General features: G+C 62.6%; 15 protein-coding genes. 9 read left to right on the top strand and 6 right to left on the bottom strand.

What is annotated here, in order from left to right:
- Nucleotides 1-76 precede the first annotated feature (76 nt).
- Together LEPTO7104_RS0107245 and LEPTO7104_RS0107240 are read left to right on the top strand one after the other, a co-directional pair.
- Nucleotides 77-5,119, top strand: a complete 5,043-nt coding sequence (locus LEPTO7104_RS0107245) for a translocation/assembly module TamB domain-containing protein (protein WP_017297891.1) — start codon at nt 77-79, stop codon at nt 5,117-5,119.
- Nucleotides 5,120-5,133: 14 nt separating this feature from the next.
- Nucleotides 5,134-6,573: a bifunctional orotidine-5'-phosphate decarboxylase/orotate phosphoribosyltransferase gene (locus tag LEPTO7104_RS0107240; protein WP_017297890.1), complete on the top strand. Its 1,440-nt coding sequence runs from the start codon at nt 5,134-5,136 to the stop codon at nt 6,571-6,573.
- 117 nt (nt 6,574-6,690) lie between these two features.
- Here LEPTO7104_RS0107240 and secA read toward each other — a convergent pair whose 3' ends face one another.
- Together secA and LEPTO7104_RS0107230 are read right to left on the bottom strand one after the other, a co-directional pair.
- Nucleotides 6,691-9,480 carry a preprotein translocase subunit SecA gene (gene secA, locus LEPTO7104_RS0107235; RefSeq protein ID WP_017297889.1) on the bottom strand — a complete coding sequence of 930 codons (2,790 nt, stop codon included), beginning with the start codon at nt 9,478-9,480 and terminating at the stop codon, nt 6,691-6,693.
- Between the two features lie 230 nt (nt 9,481-9,710).
- Nucleotides 9,711-10,892, bottom strand: coding sequence for an aldo/keto reductase (locus LEPTO7104_RS0107230; protein ID WP_017297888.1), 1,182 nt, complete (start codon nt 10,890-10,892; stop codon nt 9,711-9,713).
- Nucleotides 10,893-11,009: 117 nt separating this feature from the next.
- On the opposite strand from LEPTO7104_RS0107230, the gene LEPTO7104_RS0107225 reads away from it, so the two are divergent.
- The 7 genes from LEPTO7104_RS0107225 to LEPTO7104_RS0107195 all read left to right on the top strand — a co-directional run bounded on the left by LEPTO7104_RS0107225 (nt 11,010) and on the right by LEPTO7104_RS0107195 (nt 17,737).
- Nucleotides 11,010-13,508 (top strand): GH116 family glycosyl hydrolase, encoded by a 2,499-nt coding sequence (locus tag LEPTO7104_RS0107225; RefSeq protein ID WP_017297887.1) that lies wholly within the window; start codon nt 11,010-11,012, stop codon nt 13,506-13,508.
- A gap of 68 nt (nt 13,509-13,576) precedes the next feature.
- Nucleotides 13,577-13,804, top strand: coding sequence for a hypothetical protein (locus LEPTO7104_RS0107220; RefSeq protein WP_017297886.1), 228 nt, complete (start codon nt 13,577-13,579; stop codon nt 13,802-13,804).
- Nucleotides 13,794-14,183: a type II toxin-antitoxin system VapC family toxin gene (locus LEPTO7104_RS0107215; RefSeq protein WP_017297885.1), complete on the top strand. Its 390-nt coding sequence runs from the start codon at nt 13,794-13,796 to the stop codon at nt 14,181-14,183. The genes LEPTO7104_RS0107220 and LEPTO7104_RS0107215 overlap by 11 nt, the downstream gene beginning before the upstream one ends.
- A 122-nt stretch (nt 14,184-14,305) precedes the next feature.
- Entirely contained in the window at nt 14,306-15,166 is an 861-nt protein-coding gene (locus tag LEPTO7104_RS33075; RefSeq protein ID WP_017297884.1) for a DUF4230 domain-containing protein, read from the top strand.
- Nucleotides 15,167-15,174: 8 nt separating this feature from the next.
- Entirely contained in the window at nt 15,175-15,972 is a 798-nt protein-coding gene (locus tag LEPTO7104_RS0107205; RefSeq protein ID WP_017297883.1) for a glutathione S-transferase family protein, read from the top strand.
- Between the two features lie 3 nt (nt 15,973-15,975).
- Nucleotides 15,976-17,247, top strand: coding sequence for an FAD-binding oxidoreductase (locus LEPTO7104_RS0107200; protein WP_017297882.1), 1,272 nt, complete (start codon nt 15,976-15,978; stop codon nt 17,245-17,247).
- A 91-nt stretch (nt 17,248-17,338) separates the two neighbouring features.
- On the top strand, nt 17,339-17,737 hold the full coding sequence (locus LEPTO7104_RS0107195; RefSeq protein ID WP_017297881.1) for a nuclear transport factor 2 family protein: 399 nt from the start codon (nt 17,339-17,341) through the stop codon (nt 17,735-17,737).
- Nucleotides 17,738-17,838: 101 nt separating this feature from the next.
- Here LEPTO7104_RS0107195 and LEPTO7104_RS0107190 read toward each other — a convergent pair whose 3' ends face one another.
- The 4 genes from LEPTO7104_RS0107190 to LEPTO7104_RS36795 all read right to left on the bottom strand — a co-directional run bounded on the left by LEPTO7104_RS0107190 (nt 17,839) and on the right by LEPTO7104_RS36795 (nt 21,280).
- Nucleotides 17,839-18,507, bottom strand: coding sequence for a hypothetical protein (locus LEPTO7104_RS0107190; protein WP_017297880.1), 669 nt, complete (start codon nt 18,505-18,507; stop codon nt 17,839-17,841).
- Between the two features lie 122 nt (nt 18,508-18,629).
- On the bottom strand, nt 18,630-19,520 hold the full coding sequence (locus tag LEPTO7104_RS0107185) for a hypothetical protein (RefSeq protein ID WP_017297879.1): 891 nt from the start codon (nt 19,518-19,520) through the stop codon (nt 18,630-18,632).
- A gap of 61 nt (nt 19,521-19,581) precedes the next feature.
- Nucleotides 19,582-20,196: a chromophore lyase CpcT/CpeT gene (locus LEPTO7104_RS0107180; protein ID WP_017297878.1), complete on the bottom strand. Its 615-nt coding sequence runs from the start codon at nt 20,194-20,196 to the stop codon at nt 19,582-19,584.
- A 73-nt stretch (nt 20,197-20,269) separates the two neighbouring features.
- Complete coding sequence (locus LEPTO7104_RS36795; protein WP_017297877.1) at nt 20,270-21,280, bottom strand: type I secretion C-terminal target domain-containing protein; 1,011 nt, start codon at nt 21,278-21,280, stop codon at nt 20,270-20,272.
- Between the last annotated feature and the right edge of the window lie 153 nt (nt 21,281-21,433).

Genomic DNA, 21,433 nt, shown 5'->3' with positions numbered 1-21,433 from the left:
ACCTGCCCTGGTAAGCGCGGGGCCTGGGGCACAGGCAGGCCAGCACTACTCCGGGCGTACCTATCCTGGCAAGAGCATGACCAACCCCAATCACCGGCCTCCTGACCCCGACCGGGAAAATGCTCCCCGCGCGGCGATTCCCCTGGCCCTTAAGGTCGGCGCTGGAGTGGGGGGCGTGATGTTAGCGGGCGGAGTTGCTGCGGCCATTTGGGGCCGCGCCTTGGTCAACCAGCAGGTGATTCCCCGCATTGAAGTCGCCCTGGAAGATACGCTGGAGCGCCCGGTTGACGTTGGCGATCTGGAGCGGTTTACCTTCAACGGCTTTCGCATTGGCCCCTCCAGCCTGCCGCCCACCGCTGCGGTGCAGACCGAAGCCACCGTGGAGGCGATCGATGTCACGATCAGCTGGCCCGACCTGGTCTTTCACCGCACGCTGCGCCCCTCCCTGACGCTGATCAATCCAGACGTTGCCGTGGTGCAGGCCGCCGACGGCCAGTGGATCGATCTCACCCTGCCCAAACAGGAGAAGAAAGAGCCCGGTTTCATCACCTTCAAGCTGGGCGAGGTCAAGGTGGAAAACGCCAGCGTATCGGTGGTTAGCCAGGTGGCTCGGCCCAATGCGATCGCGGTGGCTGACCCGGTGCTTTTAGATGGCGTCAACGGTCGGCTCTACCTGTCTGCCCTCGACGATCCCGAGGTGGAAGAGTGGTCGTTTGAAGTGGCGGGCAACCTGGGCGAGGGCCAGTTCAATGCCGCTGGACGGGGGCGACTCGATCAGCGATCGCTCAATGTCAGGGTGCAAACCACCGATGTGCCGACCATCGGCGCCAACCTGCTGCTGCCGCCAGAGCTGGGCCTCGGGCTGAAGGGTGGCACGCTCGACAGCAACCTCGTCGCCGAAGTGCGCTTGCAGAATGAAGATCAGCCCGTCTCGGCCCGAGGCACGGCCCGACTCAGAAACGGCGAAGTCGTGGTGAGCCAGCTCCCTGAGCCGATTCGTGACCTCAACGCAACGCTGCGGTTTCAGGGCGATCGCGTCCTGATCGAAGACACCGGCCTGCGGGTGGGGGATATTGCCCTGACGGCGGCGGGCAGCGTAGACCAGCACAGCGGCTACGACCTGACGGCGCAGATCCCCGCCGTCAGCGTAGCTCAGCTCACCGACCTGCTGAAAGTAGATCTGCCGGTGCAGGCCGCCGGAGTCTTTCAGTTCGATGGGGCAGTCTCTGGCCCCCTCGACGCACCCCAGCTCCGGGGCCGTATCGAGAATGTGGGCGCGGTGCAGGCCGACCGGGTGGCCGTAGATGCTCTATCCGCCAGCTTTGTCGCCACCCCGAAGCAGATCACCCTCCAGGCCCTGCGAATTGTCCCCGCCGAGGGTGGGTTCATCACGGGCCAGGGCCAGGTCGATCTGGCCAACCTCAAAAACCCCAGTTTTGACCTCGATGTGCAGGCCGATCTGCCCGGCGATGCCCTAGCCGCCCTCTATGGCGTCACGCTGCCCAACCAGGCGGTGATTGGGCCTGTCCAGGTCACGGGCCGGGGGCAGGGTACCCTGGCCGATCCCCAGGCGCTGGTGACGTTTCAGCTGCCCGAGTCCACCTATCCCGGCCGCGGGCGGGCCGCCTACCGCAACAGCACCCTGGTGGTCGACCAGACCCAGTTTCAGGTCGAGCAGGGCACCGTCAACGCCACCGCCCTGGCCCGCTTTGACCGGGGCACCTGGTCGGCGGACATCACCACCGCCGATGTGCCGATCGAGCGGTTTACCGACCAGGCGCGGGGTCTCCTAAACGCCACGGTGACTGCCTCTGGCAGCCTGCGAAACCTCGATCTGGCGGCGATTCAGGCCAGCGGCACCGCCACCCTGGCCGATGCCGAAGTGGCGATCGCCCCCAATTCCCCCTCCCTGCTGGAGCGCGGCGACTGGACCACTGCCTTTCGCTGGGCGGGCAACGGGGTGCAGGTGGAGCGCTTCAACGCCCCTGGGGTCAGGGCCAGCGGGTTTATCGCCACCGACCTGGGGGCGACCCCGCCCATCGATACCGTCGATCTCAAGGTTCAGCTCAGCGCCTACGATCTGCGGCGGCTAGCCCCGTTTATTCCAGAAACCGCCCGATCCAATGTCACTCTGGCCGGGCTGGCCAGCTTCGACGGCCAGCTCACTGGCCCCCTGGCCAATCTGCGGCTGCGGGGCGACACCCAGCTCGACAACCTGGCCATCAATGACTTTGCCTTCGAGCCGCGCCTGGTGGGGCCGCTGAATTTGGCCCTGGCCGAGGGAGGGCAGGTCGATCTGCGCGGCGGCGGCGATCGCCTCAGCGCCACTCTAGATAGCGACCTGCTGCCCAGCCAGTTCCTCCTGCGCCGGGGGGAAACCATCGCCGAGGGCCAGGTGGTCAACCGCCAGCTCACCGCCACCGTGCAAAACGTTCCGATCGATGCTCTCAACCTGTCTCCGGCGGCGGCAGCGGGGTTTGGCCCCCTGGGCGGCAGCCTGGACGCCACCCTGCGGGCCAACCTGACCGATCTGGCCAACCCCACCGTCGAGGGCACCACCACCATTGCCAACCTGGCTCTGGGCGACATCGTAGCCGACAGCTTTACCGGCCAGTACCGCTACGCCAACGGCCTGGCGGTGCTCACCGACGGCGACCTGCGGTTTGCCAACAGCCAGTATCGGCTCAGCGGCCAGGCCGATCTGGGCGCGCCCGAGCTGACTTACAGCGGCCAGCTCGACATTGTGGCGGGCAGCTTTGAGGATCTGCTGGCCACCCTGAACTGGTCAGACTTTTCCGACATTGGCTTTGGCCCCCCAGAGACCGCCACCAGCAGCGCCGCCGATGTGACCACCGCTCCGGTCTCCCTGCCCGATGCCTCGTTCCTGGCTCAGGTGCAGGCCTTTGCCGAATTTATGGCCAGCTACGAACCCAAGGACGACGGTACCGCCATCGCCTTGCCCCCGCTAGACCAGCTGCGGGGAACCTTTACGGGGGCGATCGCGATCCAGGGCACAGGCTTCTCTGCCGATACCCTTCAGGCCACCGCCGATATCCAGGGGCAAAACTGGAGCTGGGGCACGCTGCTGCCCTGCGAATCGGCCAGTGCCGGAGCCGGTTCAACGCCTCTGGAGGGCAACCCCGTCAGTTCCAATGCCTGCAATCAGTTTCAGCTCGCCGCCCGCTACCAGGAGGGAGCCTTTGAGGTCAGCCCGCTGGAGTTTCGCTCCCCCGACACCCAGATCAGCTTTGTGGGCAGCGGCAGCTTAGATAACCTCAGCGGGAAGCTGACGGCCAGCGGCATTCCGGTGGAGCTGGCGTCGCTGTTTGTCGATCTCCCCGCCGATGTGGAGGGCGATATTTCCACCACCGCCCAACTCGGGGGCAGCCTCGGCAATCCCCAAATAACCGGGAAGGTGGCCGTCCTGAATCCGGCTATCAACCAGCAGGCGCTCAGCGGCGTGAATGTGGACTTCACCTACGACAATGCGGTGCTGAGCTTTGACGGCGCTGCGGTGGTATCCGACCCGTCCCAAATTGCCCTGCGGGGTAAGGTGCCCTACGCGCTGCCGTTCATGACGGTGCAGCCCCCCAGCGACCAGATCGATGTGCTGGTCAGCCTGAAAGACGAGAGCCTACAGGTGCTCAACCTGGTCACAGACGATCAGCTGCGCTGGGACGGCGGCCAGGGCGATGTTACGGTGCGGGTGGGCGGCACCCTGGCGGAGCCGATTGTGGCCGGGCGCGCCCAGTTTCGAGATGGCCAGCTGAGCAGCAGCCTGATCGCCCAGACGGTGACGGATCTCACGGGCGATGTGCTGTTCAATCTAGATCAGGTGCAGGTCAATCAGCTCCAGGCCTCCTTTGGCGGCGGCACTATCGTCGCCAATGGTCGGCTGCCGATCCAGGCGGCGGCCCTGGCCAGCGCCAAGCAGGAGGCCCAGCCCCAGACCGGCCTGACAATCGCCCTCAACCAGGTCAAGCTCGATTACTCCAACCTGATTGCGGCTCAGCTCGATGGTCAGGTGCTGGTCGGCGGCGCGGCGCTGAACCCTGAGGTTTCGGGAGATCTAAAAGTGAGTCAGGGGCGCATCACGCCCAACAGTTTGCTGGGCCAGACGGGGGCACTGCCCACGGGCAATGCAGCCGCCAATTCCTCAGCTCAACCATTACCTGCCTACATTACTAACTTTCAGGCCCAGCAGGGCGGGTTCAACCCACCGCAGCCCCAGCCCGAGAGTCTGCCCACCCAGCTCATGGGGCGAGTTAGCCTCAACAATCTAAACCTGCTCCTGGCCGATCAGCTGCTGATTGCAGGGGCACCCTTCTACTACCTGACGGCCTCGGGCCAGATTCGGGTCGATGGCACCCTGGCGGACCTGCAACCCGACGGGGTGATCACGCTCAACTCGGGGTGGATCAACGTCTTTTCGACCCAGTTTCGGCTAATTGCTGGGGAAACTAACACCGCCACCTTTAGTCCAGAGCGCGGCCTGGATCCCTTTTTGAACGTGCGCATGCGCGCCCGATTGCAGGATCGCCAAATCACCCAGGCCGTGGCCACCCCCTTTGTCAGCGCCGAAGTCGCCAATAACCCACAGGGGCTGACCACCGGGGAAGTGCAGTTTGTCTCGGTGTTTGCCACCGCCTTTGGCTATGCCAGCGAGCTTCAGAATGCCAGCTCGCCGGGGCAGGCTTCCGAGCTGATTACCCTGACCAGCCGCCCCCCCCGCAGCCAGGAGGATCTGGTGACCCTGCTGACCGGCAGCGTGGTGACTAACCTGTATGGCGCATCAATTAGCCAGCTGGCCGGATTCCTGGGGGGTGGCACCCTGGCCGGGTTTGGCGATCGCATTGCCGATACCGTGGGCCTGCGATCGTTCAGCGTCTTCCCCACCACCGACACGGCCGCCGACAGTGCCGTTGGCATTGGCATTGGCGTTGAGGCCGCCTTCGATATTGGCAACAAAATTGGCGTCGATACCCTGAGCATTATCAACAGCGGTAACCCTCCCGAGCTGGGGGTGTCCTATCGATTTAACGATCAGCTCCGGGTGCGGGGAGCGACTAATTTCTCCGGCACAGAAACGGTCAACTTTGAGTACGAGGTCAGGTTCTAAACCCAGTGTAGGCCATGTCCTTTTTTGAAAAACTAGACGCCGCGATCGCCCGCAGCGACAGCCTGCTGGTAGTCGGCCTTGACCCCAACCCCGAGATGCTGCCGTCCCGCTATGGCCAGTCTGGCCGTATGGAGGGTCTGCGGGACTGGCTCCTGTGGGTGATTGACCAGACCCAGACCCATGTCTGCGCCTACAAGCCCACCCTGGGGTTTTACGAAGCCCTCGGTGCCCCGGGGTTTGCCCTGCTGGGCGATATTTTGCAGGCCATCCCAGATACGATTCCCGTGATTTTGGACGCCAAGCACGGCGACCTGAACACCAGCAGCGCCCTGGCCCAGACCGTATTTGACCGCTGGCAGGTCGATGCTATTACCCTGAATCCGTACTGCGGGCAGGATTTGGCGGCCCCGTTTCTGGTCTATCTAGACAGGGCGGTGCTGGTCACCTGCTGCACCTCGAACCCGTCCGCCCGCCTTGTGCAGGGGTATCCGTCCGCCGAGCGGCCCCTCTACCTGGCGATCGCCCAGGAGGCCCGCACCTGGGGCACCCCAACCCAGCTTGGACTGGAAGTGGGGACGAGCGATCCGGCGGTGCTGGCGAGCGTGCGGGCGATCGCCCCCGAGCGCCTGATTTTGGCCCGCAGCATCTGGCAGGAGACGGTCGATTTACCCCAGATGCTCGCCGCCGGACTCGATGGCGAGGGCCGGGGGCTGCTGCTGCCCATCCCCCAGGACTGGCTGGGCCAGGACGATGTGGGAGCCAGGGTGCGATCGCTGCAAAGGCAGATTCAGCAGGTGCGATCGGGCCTGGCCCAGGGGTCAGCCAGTTGCCAGCTGTGGATGCCCAATGTCTGCACCTTCGATAGTCATCCCCTGCAAAACCTGATTCTGCAACTCTTCGACGTGGGCTGCATTCTGTTTGGCGAATTCGTTCAGGCCTCGGGAGCCGTTTTTCCCTACTACATCGACCTGCGCACGATTATTTCTAACCCCCAGCTGTTCCAGCAGGTGCTCAATGCCTACGCCGCCATTCTGCAAGACCTCACCTTCGATCGCATTGCCGGTATTCCCTACGGCTCGCTGCCCACGGCTACGGGGCTGGCCCTACAGCTCAACCACCCGATGATTTTTCCCCGCAAGGAGGTCAAAGCCCACGGCACCCGCCGCCTGGTGGAGGGCAACTTTAACCCAGGGGAAACCGCCGTGGTGGTGGACGACATTTTGATCAGCGGCAAAAGCGCCATGGAAGGCGCCGCAAAGCTGCAATCGGTCGGTCTGGCTGTGCAGGATATTGTCGTCTTTTTAGACCATGAGCAGGGGGTAAAAGACCGGCTCAGGCAGCAGGGCTATCGGGCTCACTCGGTGCTCTCCATCTCGGAGATTACCCAGACCCTGTACCAGACGGGCCGCATTGACGAGGGGCAGTTTCAGGCCTTTCAGGACTCGGAGATCTGACGACTACCGCCGGGCGGAAAGTAAGCCACCGCCCTACCTCCCCTGGCTCCCTAGCTCCCCTGCCCCCTCGCGATCGGCAATAACCAATCGACTCGTGCCGTAGTCTACTCCGCCTGGCTACCCCACCTCCTGGGAGGCCTTTACCTGGGTCTGCGGCTGGGGCTGAAACTGGAACAGGGTATAGACCACGTTGCGGCGAATGCCGGTCATCATGTCGAGGAAGACTTCGTAGCCCTCGCTCTTGTACTCGATCAGCGGGTCTTTCTGGCCGTAGCCGCGCAGTCCCACGGTTTCCCGCAGGGCGTCCATCTGCTGGAGGTGGTCGCGCCAGAGGCTGTCGATCTGCTGGAGGATGAAGAAGCGCTCGGCCTCGCGCATTAGCCCCGGCTTGATCTGGTCGACCTGGGCCTCTTTGATGTCGTAGGCGATGCGGGCCTGCTCGTGGAGGAAGGTGCGAATTTCGCCCACCGACAGGTCTTCGAGCTGCTCGGGGGTGAGGTCGGCCAGCAGATAGACAAACTCTTTCACCTTACCCACCATCTCCGGCAGCTTCCACTCCTCGGGGGGCAGCTCGGGGTTAATGTAGGCGGTCACAATGTCGTCCATGGTCTGCTCGGCGTAGCCGATCACCATTTCTTTTAGCTCGTTGCCCTCCAGCACGCGGCGGCGCTCGGCGTAGATGGCGCGGCGCTGGTTGTTCATCACCTCGTCGTACTCAAACACCTGCTTGCGGATGTCGTAGTAGTAGGTTTCGACCTTCTTTTGGGCACCTTCCAGCGATCGCGTCAGCATCCCCGACTCGATCGGCATGTCTTCCTCCACGCGGAAGGCGTTCATCAGGCCAGCGACGCGATCGCCGCCGAAGATCCGCAGCAGGTTGTCCTGCAGGCTGAGGAAAAACTTGGTGGAGCCGGGGTCGCCCTGGCGCCCCGCCCTACCCCGCAGCTGGTTGTCGATGCGGCGCGACTCGTGGCGCTCGGTGCCAATCACGTGCAGGCCGCCCCGCTCGATCACCTTATCGTGCTCGGTGGCGGTAAAGGCCTCGTACTCTTCGCGAATGCGGTTGTACACGTCGCGCAGCTTTTGAATCACCGGGTCATCGGTGGGGGCCTTTTCGGCGGCGACGGCCAGCCTATCTTCGGCCTGCAGCTCGCTCAGGCTGCGCTCGCCGTAGGTGTTGACCGCAAAGTCGACGGTGGCCTTGAGGGCTTCAATGGTGCCCAGCGATAGCTCGATAGGGAAAATGTCGGGCGACGCCTTCCAGGTTTTGACCTTTTTGCCGGGGGTAAAGCCCTGGGCCGGGGCGCGGCCTCGGGTACCCGGTACCGTGGTGATGGAAAACTCGTCCTCATCCTCGGGCTTGACGATGCGGGGCATCAGGTACTCGCGCACCTTGAGGCGGGCCATGTACTCGGCGTTGCCGCCCAAAATAATGTCAGTACCCCGCCCGGCCATGTTGGTGGCGATGGTGACCGAGCCGCTGCGCCCGGCCTGGGCCACAATCTCAGACTCCCGCTCCACATTCTCGGGCTTGGCGTTGAGCAAGTTGTGGGGTACGCCCCGCTGGCTGAGCAGCGCCGACAGCACCTCAGATTTTTCGACGCTGGTGGTGCCCACCAGTACGGGCCGACCGACCTCGTGCATCTCGGCGCATTCCTCCGCCACCGCTTTCCATTTGGCCTCTTCGTTTTTGTAGACCACGTCGGAGAGATCGCGGCGGGCGGCGGGGCGGTTGGTGGGAATGATGGTGACTTCGAGCTTGTAGATGCGCTCGAACTCGGCCTCTTCGGTCTTGGCGGTGCCGGTCATGCCCGACAGCTTGGGGTAGAGCAAGAAGAAGTTTTGGTAGGTGATGCTGGCCAGGGTCTGGGTTTCGGGCTGAATCTCCACATGCTCCTTAGCTTCGATCGCCTGATGCAGACCGTCGCTCCAGCGGCGACCGGGCATCACCCGCCCGGTGAATTCATCGACAATGACAATTTCGTCGTTGCGGACGATGTAGTTGACGTCTTTGGTGAACAGCTCCTTGGCCTTGATGGCGTTGAAGATGTAGTGGGCCCAGGGATCCTTGGGGTCAAACAAGTCCTGCACGCCCAGCAGTTCTTCGGCCATGATGAAGCCTTCGTCGGTGAGCAGCACGTTGCGGGCCTTTTCGTCGACTTCGTAGTGCTCGTCGGCGTTGAGCTCGCGGCCCACCTCGGCGGCGCGGGTGTACTTTTCGCTGGGGCGCTCCACCTGGCCCGAAATAATCAGCGGCGTGCGGGCCTCATCGACCAAAATCGAGTCCACTTCGTCGATGACGCAGTAGTTGAAGGGGCGCTGCACCACGTCTTCGATCGCGGTGGCCATGTTGTCGCGCAGATAGTCGAAGCCAAACTCGCTGTTGGTGCCGTAGGTGATGTCGCAGCTGTAGTTCTCGCGGCGCTCGGCGGGGGTCATGCCCTGCTGAATCAGGCCGACGCTGAGGCCCAAAAAGCGGTGAATCTGCCCCATCCACTCGGCGTCGCGGCGGGCCAGGTAGTCGTTGACGGTGACCACGTGGGCGCCTTTGCCCGACAGCGCGTTGAGGTAGCAGGGCAGCGTGGCCACCAGGGTTTTGCCTTCCCCGGTTTTCATTTCGGCAATCTGGCCGTCGTGGAGCACCATGCCGCCGATCAGCTGTACGTCGAAGTGGCGCATGCCCAGCACCCGCTTGGAGGCCTCGCGCACCACCGCAAAGGCTTCGGGCAGCAGATCGTCTAGGGTTTCGCCTTTGTCGAGGCGCTGCTTAAACTCAACCGTTTTGGCCGCCAGGGCTTCATCGGAGAACTGCTGAATCTCTTCCTCCAGCAGGTTAATCTCGACCACGTCGGGACGATACTTTTTAAGCTTGCGCGCGTTGGGGTCACCGAGGAGGTTCTTCAGCATGAATTCAGGCAGCCTAGGTCAGCGTAGGGTGTTGCACTTAAGTCAATCGTAACGGGGGACCGCTCTGCAAGGGGCGATGTCCACACCTGCCGGGGGCCGGAGGGGGGCTTGAGGGGAGCAAAAGTGCTTTTCTATCCTATCACCTGGCCTGCTGGGCGGGTTTGCCCGGTGCTCGAACGGGGCCGCTCGAGCGTGCATCCTGCGGCGGGTTGTGCCCCCAGCGCAATTTCCTAGGCGTTAGACAATCGCGCCATGGCCTGACCGGCCAGTTTTGCGTGGGCCTCGGCCAGCAGGCGGGGAATTTTCTCGGCGTGGGGGCTGCGGCGCAGACAGTCCGACAGATCCACCTGGTCCAGGTGTTCGGCCTTTTCGCCGGGGAACCAGTGGCCCGCGTTGCCCAGCATGTTGTATCGGGCCTTGGCGTAGTCTTCCATATCAAAGGCCAGCAGCAGGTTCCGCAGCCGTAGAATGGCGGGAATGTTGATGTGGCCGGGGGTGTCATCGGGGCCGGGCAGGCCCAGCTGCCAGGTGCGCAGCCAGTCTTCCCCCAGCACGGCTTGGGCGTGGCGGTGCAGGCGATCGCGCACCGGCTTCAAATGCCGTTCAGCATCGTCGAGCAGCGGCAGCGTCTTGAGGTGTTCGTCGAAGTCGCTGGGCCTGGCCGCCCCAATGCTGAGGGTGTGCACCTGGGGATGGCTGAGGCAAAACAGGTTGTTAAACACCATCGGGCTGAGCGGGTCGCACAGCTCTACGAGGCGGGCGGGCGGGTTGTAGAGGTGGCCCCCCTTATCCGACGGGCTGATGATGAATACCCCTAGATCGTGGCGCTGGGCGGTGTCGATCGCCGCCCAGTTGTCCTGGTTGACGTAGTACCAGTGCAGGTTGACGTAGTCGAACGCATCGGAGGCGATCGCCCGCTGAATCACCGCCGTCGGCGCATGGGTCGAAAAGCCGATAAACCGCACCCGGCCCTGGCGCTGAAACTCCCGCGCCACCTCCATGCAGCCGCCGGGGCGCAGGGTCCAGTCTAAAAGCTCGGCGGTGTTGATGCCGTGGATGCCGAGCAGGTCAACGGTTTCAAGCTTGAGATTGTCGAGGGACTGCGTTAGGTGCTGGCGAAACTCGGCGGGGTCGGCGGTGGGGGAAACCTTGGTTTGCACGATCATGCGCTCGCGCGGCAGCCCCGGCAAAATTTGCCCCAGCTGCACCTCAGAGGTACCGTAGCCCCGCGCCGTTTCAATGTGGTTAATGCCCACCTCCAGCGCCCGGCGAATCGTGGCCTCCAGGTTCTGCTGATTCTTTTGCGAAATCTCGCTCAGGGGCACGTCTTTCCACGAGTGCTGATACCGCATGCCGCCGCAGGAAAACACGGGCATCTGAAGCTCAGTGCGACCAAAGCGTCGGTACTGCATAGGGGAGAGTTCTCACAAGGGCAGAGGGCTATCCCCCACGGTAATCAAGGGATTGTCGGTTGTAAAGGTGGCGTCGTGCTGGGGGCGCTGGGGGCGATTGCCCGGTAATATTTTGGGATGACTGAAACCCCATCCCTTCCCCAGATTCCCTCTCAGGCGTGGCAGCGACCCCTCGGCCAGCCCTGGGAGCACCACTACATCGTGCGCTACGCCAGCAACCTGGACGATGGCCCCAACCACGGGGCACCGCTGGGCGGATTTGGGGCGGGCTGTGTGGGGCGATCGCCCAACGGCGACTTCAACCTCTGGCACCTCGACGGCGGCGAGCATGTCTTTCAGAGCTTTCCCGGCTGCCAGTTCAGCCTGTGGGAGCAGGGCGGCGGCAGAACCCAGGCTTTTGCCCTCGGCACCCAGCCCCCTGAGGATAGGCTGCCCTCGTGGCAGTGGTACCCGGCCTCGACCAAGGCCCGCGCCACCGGCAGCTACCACGCGCTGTATCCCCGCAGCTGGTACCGCTACGAGAATGTCTTTCGCGCCCAGATCACCTGCGAGCAGCTCACCCCGATCTGGCCCGACAACTACCAGGAAGCCAGCTATCCGGTCGCCCTGTTTGAGTGGACCGCTCACAACCCCACCCGCCACCCCATTACCCTCAGCCTGATGGCCAGCTGGCAGAACATGGTGGGCTGGTTCACCAATACGCAGAAATCCCCCGAGGTGCTGCTGCGCGACGACGGCAGCCCCTACTACGACTACGTGCCCGCGATCGGGCAGAGCACCGGAAATTTTAACCAGTTCATCAACGAGGGTGGCCTCAAGGCGCTGGTGATGGACAGGGCCTGGCAGGGGGAACCCGCCGAAGGCGACGGCCAGTGGTGCGTTGCCACGCTGGAAGATCCAGATGTCGAAGTCTCCTATGATCTGCGCTGGAACCCAGCAGGCGACGGGCGCGATCTGTGGGATGCCTTTGCCAAGCTGGGCCGACTGATGAACCTGCTGGATACGAGCCCGGCGGAGGAGGGGGAGCAGATGGGGGGGGCGATCGCCCTGCGCTTCACTCTGCAACCCGGCGAAACCCGCCAGATTCCCGTCGCCCTGGCCTGGGATCTGCCCGTCACTGAATTCGCCGCTGGGGTGGTGAACTACCGCCGCTACACCGATTTCTATGGGCGAGATGGGCGGAACGCGCGGGCGATCGCCTTCGATGCCCTGACCGAGTACAAGACTTGGCAGCGGGCGATCGCCGCCTGGCAGCAGCCGATTCTGGCGCGGCCCGACCTGCCCGACGCCTTCAAAATGGCGCTGTTTAACGAGCTCTACGACCTGGCCAGCGGCGGTACCCTGTGGAGCGCCGCCACCGAGGCCGACCCCGTGGGCCAGTTTGCGGTCCTGGAGTGCATCGACTATCGCTGGTACGAAAGCCTGGACGTGCGCCTCTACGGCGGTTTCGCCACCCTGCTGCTGTGGCCCGAGCTAGAGAAAGCCGTGCTGCGCGCCTTTGCCCGCGCCATCCCCGCCCAGGACGAGCGCAGGCGGATCATCGGCTACTACGTCACCATGGGGCTAGAGAATCCCCCCGCCATTCGCAAGCTCAAGGGCGCGACGCCCCACGACCTGGGCGCGCCCAACGAGCACCCCTGGGCGCAGACCAACTACACCAGCTACCAGGACTGCAACCAGTGGAAAGACCTGGGCAGCGACTTTGTGCTCCAGGTCTACCGCGCCTACCAGTTCACGGGCGCGACAGACGTGGAATTTCTCAAGGACTGCTGGCCTGCGGTGGTCGACACCCTGCAATACCTGAAGCAGTTCGATCGCGACGGCGACGGCATTCCCGAAAACGAGGGTGCCCCCGACCAAACTTTCGACGACTGGCAGCTCAAGGGCATTAGCGCCTACTGCGGCGGGCTGTGGCTGGGGGCCATGGAGGCGGCGATCGCGATCGCCGAAATCCTCACCGCCAATAACCTGGCCCCCGGCAACACCCCGATTTTACTCAGCCAGTACCGCCGCTGGCTCGACAACGGCCTCAAAGCCTACCACCCCAAGCTGTGGAACGGGCGCTACTACCGCCTCGACACGGGCAGCGGCTCCGATGTGGTGATGGCCGACCAGCTCTGCGGCCAGTTTATGGTGCGCCATCTGGACCTGCCCGATCTGGTGGAAGACGAATTTACCCTCTCGGCCCTCGACGCCATTTACGATGCCTGTTTTGTGAAATTTAACCAGGTGGTGCAGAGCCAGGAACGCCCGCCCCAGCAGAAGTTTGAGGGGGCGCAGCTGGGCAACTTTAGCGCTGCATCTTTAAGTATGGCGATCGGCGCGGCCAACGGCGTTCTTCCCGACGGTTCTCCTGAAGACCCCGACAGCACCCACCAGCAGGAGGTGTGGACGGGCATCAACTTTGGCCTGGCGGCGTTCTTGGCCCAGATGGGTAAGCGGGAGGAGGCAATGGCGATCGCCGAATCCGTCATCCAGCAAATTTATAGCTACGGCCTGCAATTTCGCACCCCGGAAGCGATCACCGCCCTGGGCACCTACCGCGCCTGCCACTACATGCGCCCCATGGCGATTTGGGGGCTATACGAGGTGCTAACAGCGGGTCGGAATCCTTAGCCCAGGCTAGGATAGAAGCTGGTGAATCGGCACCTTAAAAGGGAAGAGCTATAAACGGAGGGCAGAGCATGAGCATTCCAATCATCGACGAAGTAGTTGAACGATTGAGCATCATGCCGCAGCCTTTGCAAATGCAAGTGCTTGAGTTTGTGCGCACGCTGGTTGAGGTTGAACTCCGAGGTGCTTCAGGGCAAGAGCTATTGCGCTTTGCGGGCTCAATTCCTACCGACGATCTCCAGTTAATGAATCAGGCAATAGAGCAAGACTGCACCCGGGTCGATCTCAATGAGTGGTAGGTATTTGTTGGATACCAACATCATCATTGCTCTTTTTGCCGATGACGTGGCAGTTAAGGAAAATCTCATTCAATCCGACGAAGTTTTCATTCCAAGTATTGCAATTGGTGAATTATTTTATGGGGCAAGAAAATCGGGACGCATTCGAGAAAATTTGGCCCGAATCAATGATTTAGCTGCTAGTAGCGCCGTGTTGGATTGTAGTTTTGAGACCGCTCAACAGTATGGCAAAGTTAAACATAAGCTAAGGCTCAAGGGGCGTCCGCTACCTGAGAATGATATTTGGGTTGCCGCGCTTGCACTTCAGCATGACTTAGTTTTAGTCAGCCGCGACGCACATTTCAGGGAGATTGAGAACCTAAAACTTAATGTCTGGTAATTGTTTTAACTGAGACAGCAGGTTGATACCATGAGAGATAAATAGTACATTTGAATTAATTCCAAGCCTCTCGCTGTCTTATTTACCTACATATCTAACTGCTAACCTATCCGCCTCCCCCTATGCGCCCTGCACCTCCCGATCGCAAACTGCCCGACCCGCTGCCGCCTCGCTATGTCGATGCCAGAATGCCTGACCCGCCCCAGCCCATCCCCATGCCGCAGAAGCCCCGCCGTAGCCCCTTTCGCCTGGTGCGGGGTGTATTCAACGCGCTGCTGGGTGGCGCGGTGCTGGTGGGTGTGGTGGCCGGGATTGGGGTGTGGCGATCGGGCGATCGCTTTCTGGAAGGGGCGCGCATTATGCTGACCCCTGCCCCCAGCGAGCCCCAGGTGGATGTGCGATCGGTCGTCGTTCAGCAACTGCGGGGGGCCAGCGAGCTGACCACGGCGATCTTTGCCATGGAGGCGGTGGTGCCCACCAAGAGCGATCGCACCCTGGCGGGCTACGTAATCGGCTCCACCAACCTGCTCTACATTGCCTACGGCGAGGTGCGGGCCGGGGTCGACTTAGCAGAGCTGACCGCTGCCAATGTGCAGGTGAGCGGGGACAATGCGATTCAGGTGACGCTGCCGCCGCCGAAGGTGCTTGACAGCAAGCTGGATTTGACCAAATCGAACGTCTACGACTACAGCCGGGGCTTTTTGGGCCTGGGGCCAGATGCCGCCCCCGAGCTGCAAGAAAAAGCTCAGCAAGAGGCCCTGGCCAAAATCGAAGAGGCGGCCTGTAGCGAGAACTTGCTGGCCGAGGCCAACCGCCGCGCCGAGGTCACCGTTAGCCAGCTGCTATCTACCGCCGGGTTTAAAGCCGTCACCGTTACCACCCAACCGCCGACCAATTCCGCCTGTGCAGCGCCTGCAAATAGCGATACAGTGTTACCGGGTTTACCCGTACCCACTCCGCCGCCCGAAAAACCCGGCCAATAAGGATTCCTATGCTAGAGCTGTACCAGTTTGAAGCCTCCACCTTTGCCGAAAAGATTCGGCTGATTCTCGACTACAAGCAGGTGCCCTACCGCAAGGTGGAGGTCACCCCCGGCGTCGGCCAGGTCGAGGTGTTCCAGCTGTCGGGCCAGCGGCAGGTGCCCATGCTCAAGGATGGCGAGCTGGTGATTCCCGACTCGACGGCGATCGCGCTCCACCTCGAAAAAGCCTACCCCAATCGCCCGCTGATTCCCACCGACCCCAAGCAAAAGGGCCTATGTCTGGCGCTGGAGGCCTGGGCCGACGAGGCGATCGTGCCCAAGGCCCGCGTCGTCATGGTCGGGGCCTTCAAGCAGCACCCCAACTTTCGCACCGCCCTGCTGCCCGGCTTTACCCCCGGCCCCCTGCGCGACCTGATCGGCGCGCTGCCCGGCGACGTGCTCAACCTGGTCGGTACCGGCGTTGGCTTCGGCCCCCAGGACATTAAAATTGCCACCGCTGGCCTGCGCCAGGATCTCGAAGCCCTGGTGCTGATGCTGCAGGGCAGCCCCTACCTGCTGGGCGATACGCCCACCCTGGCCGACTTTGCCGTAGCGGCGGCCACCATGTACCTCAAGTTCCCCACCGCGCAGTATGTGGAATTGCCCGAGGGCATCGGCGGCAAGGGCGTGCCGGGGCTGGTGGATGTGCCCGAATTTAAGACTTTCTTTGAGTGGCGCGATCGCCTCTACGCCGAGTTTCGCACCGCCCGCACCAATGTGCCCCCGGCCAGCCCCGGCAGCGGCCCCACCCCCATCAGCATTGACTAGGCTATGGCCAACGTTGCTGAAGTGCTGGGAGCGGTGGTGGGAGGCGATCGCATCCTCTCTCCCAAGTTCCTCGATCTGCCGGAGTATCTAACTCCTGAAGCGGTTGTTTGCCCCACCACCGAGGCCGAACTGGCGGCGGTAATGGCCTGCGCCCACGAGCACCGCTGGCGGGTGGTGCCCTGCGGCAGCGGCAGCAAGCTGGCCTGGGGCGGTCTGGGGAAGGGAGTGGATTTAATCGTCAGCACCGCCCGGCTCAACCAGGTGATCGACCACGCCGTAGGGGATATGACCCTCACCGCCCAGGCGGGGGTAACGCTGGCGGATTTGGCCCCCCGGCTGGCCCAGCAAAACCAGTTTCTGGCCGTCGATCCGGCCTATCCCGATCGGGCAACCCTGGGCGGTATGGTGGCGACGGGGGATACGGGTGCCCTGCGCCAGCGCTACGGCGGCCTGCGGGATATGCTGATCGGCATCTCTTTTGTGCGCTACGACGGTCAGGTGGCCAAGGCCGGCGGGCGGGTGGTCAAAAACGTCGCAGGCTACGACCTGATGAAGCTGATGACCGGCTCCTACGGCACCCTGGGGGTAATTTCGCAGCTCACCTTTCGCCTGTACCCAAAGCAGGATGTGTCGAAGACGGTGGTGATTATCGGTGGGGCTGGCCCGGTGGAATCCCTCGTCAGCGCCCTGCGTCTGTCCCCATTGACTCCTGCGTCTATGGATCTGCTGTCCCCCGCTTTGGCGGCATCCCTCGACTACGGGGAAAACTTTGCCCTACTGGTGCGGTTTCAGTCGATTCGCCCCGGCGTTGAAGAGCAGGTGGAATCGCTCTTGGCCATGGTGGGGGATGGCCTATCCACCTCCATCCTTGATGGCGTAGAGGATGAACGGGTCTGGGCTGCTGCCGGTGAGGCTTTGTTCCCCCCAGCCCCAGCCCAGGAGGATGCGGTGGTGGCCAAGGTCGGGGTGTTGCCTGGTCAGGCAGTGCGCTGGTTGGATGGGCTACCCGAGGGTAGCCTGGCCCGAATTCACGCCGGTAGCGGCATTGGTGCGGTGCGGTTGGCCGCAGCTACGGCGGCGGCGGTGCAGGAGATTCGCTCTAAAGCCGCTGTGGCCGGAGGCTATCTGACGCTGCTTGAAGCACCTCTACCTCTTAAAAAAACCGTGGATGTGTGGGGCTACAGCGGCAACGCCTTGGGCATGATGAAAGCGATCAAAGCCCAGTTTGATCCCCTCAACGGCCTTAGCCCTGGTCGCTTTTGGGATGCTATTTGAGGGGTGACGCGGCGCGATCGCCCCAGGTGAATCGTGCCGCAGCGTCGGGTTTTAGACGGCCAACGGGGTCTTTTTCTTGGGGTGGGCCAAGATGTATGAAGCCAATGCCAATACGCTGCGAGTGGCCGACAAAGCCTTTCAAGCTTTTGCCCAGGGGCTGGACAGCGGAGCCTGGACTCCTTTCCTAGACTGTCTCAGCGATGACTTTACATTCTGGTTTCCAGCTGGCCCCTTCAAAGGGCTTAACCATGGCAAAGACCGGGCTGGGGAATTTCTTGCCATGGTGTCAAAGGTGTTCCCCGAGGGGCTGACGCTGACGGTTCAACAGGTTACCTCCAACCCCACAACCGTTGTCTATGAAGTCCGATCCAGGGGGATAATGCTGGGGCAGCCCTACGACAATCAGGCGGCGATCGCCTTTGAGATTAAGGGCGATCGCGTGTGCGCCTATCGAGAATATTTAGGCGTAGTCTTTCAGCTGGGACAGTAGCCAACCCTTCTAAATCCCCCCGACTTGCAGGGGTTCAGCATGCTGCTACGGGATGCTTGATTTATGAATCGGGGTTTTCCAAATCGGATTTCGGATCAGGCCTACTCCACCCTGAGATTGAGTGAGCTTTCGGCGTCGGCGATCGCCGTTGCCATGGGCCGATGCGTATTTTTGGCCACCACTTCGGCCATGCGATTGGCCTGCTCGGTGGTTGCCCCCAACTGCACGAGCCGAGCGCTGAGGACATCGTTAAAGGCTTTGGCCAGGGCCGACTGGTGAAAGTGCAGCATGGCGAAGCGGGCTTCCGGATCGGATAGCTCAAAGACGCCCAGGGCCTTAGCTTGTAGGGTAATGGTTTTGGCCTGGGGGGTGGCGTCCTTGGCGGTTAGCCACTGCTCGATCTTGGGGTGCCGCTTAACAAATTCTCGAAAGCTTTCCAAGTAGGCGGCCTGGCTGATTAAGGCGACGGACTGGGCCAGGGTGGGTTCTTTTTGGGTGGTCTCTCGGTAGAATTTCAGCAGCCCGGTGCCCAGGGAGACAAAGGGCCGACCTGCGCCTACGAGCTTTCCCAGGGGCGAGTTCAGGGCATCCAGCAGCGAGTCGAGCTGGTTGACCAAGGGGGCCAGCCTTGGGCTGCGGGGGCCTTCTTCGGCCAGTACCGCCGCCAGATTTAGCACGGCATCGGCGGCATCGGTCATGCCATTGGCGGTGTTGAGCGCAACCAGGTTGCGGCTATCGGTGGTGAGGAAGTTCCAGAGGCGGGTGGCCATGGCGGTGCAGGATGCGGGCGGTATTGGGATTAGTCCACTCCGGCAGGCTCAGGGGTGCTTTTACCAGCCGGAGTTATAGATCAGCCTAGCAGCACCCCAGCCGTTGAGGGGCGATCGCCCTGCTAGCGTTTCAAAATCCAGTTCACCAGGGGAATGGCGGCTTTGGCGGGCAGCGGCTCGATCGCAAAGCGAAAGGGCAGCAGCAGCATGACAGGCCGACCGCCGCGATCGCTAAAGGGCTTGAGCTGAATCACCAGATCGAGGGAGTAGTTGCGCAGGGGGGCTTTGAGGTCGGCCATTTTGGGGATGTTGATGGCGGGGGATGTCTGCTGGAGCACCTGGGTGTCGGCGCTGCGGCTAAAGCAGTCTTCGCTGGTGACAACGGTGCTGAGAAACTGGTTGGGGTTAACCACGCTGGTGACCTGGGGCAACGCCAGATCGAGGCGCATGCCGGGGGTGTGGCGAATCACCCGGCGAATTTCGTTGTTCATGCGGGTGATGGAGCTGCGATCCCAGTCGATGGTGACCTGGAGGGCGCGGCTCTGGTTGATGACCTGCACCGTCAGTCCCACGACCGGCTGGAGTGGGTACGGCCCCTGGGGCAGCACCTGCACCACAATTTGCCCCTCCTGCGGCGGCTCGGGGCGGTTCTCCGGGGGGGCGAGGCTGCGGGGTTCGGGCACCACCAGGCGCAGCGCGGCGGCTTTGCCCAACGGCTCTATGCCCCCCGGCACGACCTCGGCGGCGGTTTCGGCAAAGCCCTGGCGCACCAGCTGCGATCGCAGGCTGCTCTCCAGGCTGGCAACATCGGGCACCAGCACAACCTGGTCCTCCAGTTCCTCCTCAATGGACAGCGCCATCTGGTAGACCACGTAGCCCACGCAGATGAAGTAAACCGTCAGAATGAGAAGATCGCGCTCCATGCGGGGTCGGTGGGAAGGGGTCAGCGGGGGCGGTAAATGGCAGTTGCTGGGGCGATCGCCCCAGGCCCAGAGCCATAAGGCCTCAGGCATCGCTCCAGGGTAACACCGATAGCCCCACAGCAATCAGGAAGCAGCCCCGTTTACAGCCGCCTCATGCCGGTAGGGCAAAGGCGTTTTGCTTAATCAGCCGAAACGGCCCCATCATGGGTCCCCAGGTGGCCTTGCCCGTTGCAGCGTCAATGCCGCGATCGTTCATTTGAAACACGATCGCGCTGCTGGCAGCGGGCGACTCGGGGCCAATGTCAAAGGCCAGCCGCACGTAGGAGGTCGCGCCGCCAATGGTAAAGCTGCACAGACTGCCCTCCGGCAGGCGGGCGCTGTAGGTCTGGCCATCGGGCTGGCGCTCAATGGCAACTCCGCAGGTGGGCAGGCTAACTAACTCGTCGCGGCTGAGGCCGGTCAGGCGATCGGGCTGGGTGGCCGCGCCGACGTAGGCGCTGGGGTCGGTCAGGCCGTAGTACTGGCCCCACAGGGCATTGTCCTTTGCCGTCAGATGCAGAATCCGCTGCCGGTAGGGCGGCTTCCCCGAGGCCACGCTAACCTGCTCGATAAAAAAACCGTAGCCCTCCCCAAACAGATGGCGCGGCAGAGGGCGCTGCCACAGCCGCAGGTGCAGGTACCAGGTGGGGTCGGACAATGACTGCTGGCGGTTGTCAAACTCTCCGGCCAGGGCGATCGCCAACGGGTGTAGCTGGGCCTCAATCATAGGCTTACCTGCATTGCTCCAGCCTTGATGCTACCGGAAAGTGGGGCAGGTTTGAGGGGGGCTCTGGGGCGGTCTACTTGAGCTGGGGCAGCCCGTCGGGGGGCGTAAAGGTGAGGCTGTCTGGGGTCAGGGTATCAGCCTGTACATTCAGCAAAATGGCCTCGGTGGAAACCTGGCCCAGCGGCGTGGTGATCTGCACGTGGGTATCGCTGCCCACCTGCACAAAGCTGACGAAGGGCAGCAGATCGCTACCAGCAAAGAGAGACTGGGCGGCAATTTGGCTAAAATCCAGCACATCCCCCTCGGCGGCGTTGAAGTCGATAAGAGTATCGGGCTGAGCGGCGGGCGCAGGGGTGCCCCCCACCAGCGAGCTGTAGGCGCCGGGGCTGTTGAGCCGAAAGACATCGGCCCCGGCGCCGCCAACCAGGGTGTTGGCCCCGGCGCCGCCGTAGAGAATATCGCTGCCGGGGCCGCCTACCAGCAGATCGTCGCCTGCCCCGCCCTCTAGGGAGTCGCTGCCAGCACCGCCAAATAGGCCGTTGTTGCCCGTCCCGCCCACCAGGGTGTCGTTGCCAGCACCGCCAAAGGCCAGGTTGTTGCCCCGGCCGGTCAGCAGCAGATCGTCGCTGCCCAACCCAAATAAAGCGTTGTCGGCGGCGGTGCCGATGAGAAAGTTTTTGCCGCTGGTGCCATCAATAATGGTAAATGTCTGCGATGGGGCGTCAGAGCTGACTTCCTCTGGTCCAGCCAGACCGCCGGCTTCTGTCGTAAACAGCCCATCGAGCGCGGATGGATAGAGGTCTACGGGTTCAGTAACGATGGTTCGGCTGCCCTCCGTCAGGTTGACCTGGTACAGCGTCGGGGGGCCGTCAGCGGAATAGCCGTAGAAAAAAACTTCGTCTATGGGACTGATGGGGGGGCTGAGGGGGGCGATCGCCTCCCCGGCGGCCAGGGTGGATGCTTCTGTGGCAGGCTCGGTGGTCAGCGCAGCCTCGGCTTCAGCTCCAGGGGAATTGGGTTCGTCTGGAAGTATGAACGTTGACTGAGAGCCGGTTTTTGGCGGGGGAACAAATAGGTCAGTCATGGCAACACAGAAACAAACAGCGCGGCTTCGGGGGGCTGGGCCATCGACGTTAACCTAAGCTTCAGCCATGGCTCCCAGCGTCTATTCCTGATTCTGGCGCTGGCGCACAAATCCGGAAAATTTTGCTTGGTAGCGTCACGAACAATTTAAGCG

The sequence above is a fragment of the Nodosilinea nodulosa PCC 7104 genome, assembly GCF_000309385.1.
Taxonomy (GTDB): domain Bacteria; phylum Cyanobacteriota; class Cyanobacteriia; order Phormidesmidales; family Phormidesmidaceae; genus Nodosilinea; species Nodosilinea nodulosa.
The sequence above is the reverse complement of the archived record's forward strand: the minus strand, read 5'-3'. Positions and strand labels throughout refer to the sequence as shown.

What these genes read in the sequence shown, in the direction of transcription:
- LEPTO7104_RS0107245 (WP_017297891.1), top strand. Translation starts at nt 77, where the DNA reads ATGACCAACCCCAATCACCGGCCTCCTGACCCCGACCGGGAAAATGCT.
- LEPTO7104_RS0107240 (WP_017297890.1), top strand. Translation starts at nt 5,134, where the DNA reads ATGTCCTTTTTTGAAAAACTAGACGCCGCGATCGCCCGCAGCGACAGC.
- secA (WP_017297889.1), bottom strand. Translation starts at nt 9,480, where the DNA reads ATGCTGAAGAACCTCCTCGGTGACCCCAACGCGCGCAAGCTTAAAAAG.
- LEPTO7104_RS0107230 (WP_017297888.1), bottom strand. Translation starts at nt 10,892, where the DNA reads ATGCAGTACCGACGCTTTGGTCGCACTGAGCTTCAGATGCCCGTGTTT.
- LEPTO7104_RS0107225 (WP_017297887.1), top strand. Translation starts at nt 11,010, where the DNA reads ATGACTGAAACCCCATCCCTTCCCCAGATTCCCTCTCAGGCGTGGCAG.
- LEPTO7104_RS0107220 (WP_017297886.1), top strand. Translation starts at nt 13,577, where the DNA reads ATGAGCATTCCAATCATCGACGAAGTAGTTGAACGATTGAGCATCATG.
- LEPTO7104_RS0107215 (WP_017297885.1), top strand. Translation starts at nt 13,794, where the DNA reads ATGAGTGGTAGGTATTTGTTGGATACCAACATCATCATTGCTCTTTTT.
- LEPTO7104_RS33075 (WP_017297884.1), top strand. Translation starts at nt 14,306, where the DNA reads ATGCGCCCTGCACCTCCCGATCGCAAACTGCCCGACCCGCTGCCGCCT.
- LEPTO7104_RS0107205 (WP_017297883.1), top strand. Translation starts at nt 15,175, where the DNA reads ATGCTAGAGCTGTACCAGTTTGAAGCCTCCACCTTTGCCGAAAAGATT.
- LEPTO7104_RS0107200 (WP_017297882.1), top strand. Translation starts at nt 15,976, where the DNA reads ATGGCCAACGTTGCTGAAGTGCTGGGAGCGGTGGTGGGAGGCGATCGC.
- LEPTO7104_RS0107195 (WP_017297881.1), top strand. Translation starts at nt 17,339, where the DNA reads ATGTATGAAGCCAATGCCAATACGCTGCGAGTGGCCGACAAAGCCTTT.
- LEPTO7104_RS0107190 (WP_017297880.1), bottom strand. Translation starts at nt 18,507, where the DNA reads ATGGCCACCCGCCTCTGGAACTTCCTCACCACCGATAGCCGCAACCTG.
- LEPTO7104_RS0107185 (WP_017297879.1), bottom strand. Translation starts at nt 19,520, where the DNA reads ATGCCTGAGGCCTTATGGCTCTGGGCCTGGGGCGATCGCCCCAGCAAC.
- LEPTO7104_RS0107180 (WP_017297878.1), bottom strand. Translation starts at nt 20,196, where the DNA reads ATGATTGAGGCCCAGCTACACCCGTTGGCGATCGCCCTGGCCGGAGAG.
- LEPTO7104_RS36795 (WP_017297877.1), bottom strand. Translation starts at nt 21,280, where the DNA reads ATGACTGACCTATTTGTTCCCCCGCCAAAAACCGGCTCTCAGTCAACG.